The organism is Protofrankia sp. CiP1_Cm_nod2 (assembly GCF_920664355.1).
GTDB lineage: Bacteria > Actinomycetota > Actinomycetes > Frankiales > Frankiaceae > Protofrankia.
Genome location: NZ_CAKKTL010000192.1, coordinates 9605 through 10468 on the forward strand (window position 1 = coordinate 9605; position 864 = coordinate 10468).

2 protein-coding genes are annotated in these 864 nt (G+C 76.2%); both read left to right on the plus strand.

The features are described 5' to 3' along the window. Window positions 1-77: 77 nt before the first annotated feature. Window positions 78-380 (plus strand): urease subunit gamma, encoded by a 303-nt coding sequence (locus NBW84_RS18495; RefSeq protein ID WP_250285998.1) that lies wholly within the window; start codon window positions 78-80, stop codon window positions 378-380. Between the two features lie 107 nt (window positions 381-487). Further along, on the plus strand, window positions 488-864 hold a 377-nt coding region (locus tag NBW84_RS18500; RefSeq protein ID WP_445548760.1), incomplete at its 3' end, for an urease subunit beta.

Genomic DNA, 864 nt, shown 5'->3' on the forward strand with positions numbered 1-864 from the left:
ATGACCGGATTCTCCGTGCGGACGGTGGGCAGCACGGCGTAGCCGCAGCATGCCCGTGGCCGCTAGACTTCGCCACCGTGCTGCTCAGCCCGCACGAACAGGAACGGCTGCTCATCCACGTGGCGGCTGGGCTCGCCCGCGAGCGGCGGGCCCGCGGCCTGCGGCTGAACCATCCGGAGGCGACCGCCGTCATCACCTCGTTCCTGCTCGAGGGCGCCCGGGACGGCCGCACCGTCGCCGACCTGATGTCCGCCGGCCGGGCCGTGCTCACCCGCGAGGACGTCATGGACGGCGTCCCCGAGATGCTCCGCGAGGTCCAGGTCGAGGCGACCTTCCCGGACGGCACCAAGCTGGTCACCGTCCACGAGCCGATCCCGTGAGCCTGGCCGTGCCCACCGGCCCGCGTGGAGCCGGGCTCGCGAGCGGGCCGGGCTCGTGAGCGGGCCGAGCTCGTGAGCGGGCCGGGCCGGTGAGCGCGGCCGCCGGCATCCGGCCGGGCGAGATCTGGCACGACGGCGACCCGGTGGAGATCAACCCGGGACGGCCAGTGCTGACGCTGCGTGTGCGCAACATCGGCGACCGTCCTGTCCAGGTCGGGTCGCACTACCATTTCGCCGCCGCCAACCCCGCCCTTCAGTTCGACCGGGACGCCGCCTGGGGGCACCGGCTGGCCGTCCCGGCCGGCACCGCCGTCCGGTTCGAGCCGGGCGTCGAACGCGAGGTGGACCTCGTCCCGCTGGGCGGCCGGCGGCTGGTCCCCGGCCTGCGCCCCGAATCCGCCGGCCCGCTGGACAGCCCCGCCCCCCAGGATGCGGGCAGCGCACCCGCGGGCCCCGCCGACGGCCCGCCCGCGGCCAGCACGGG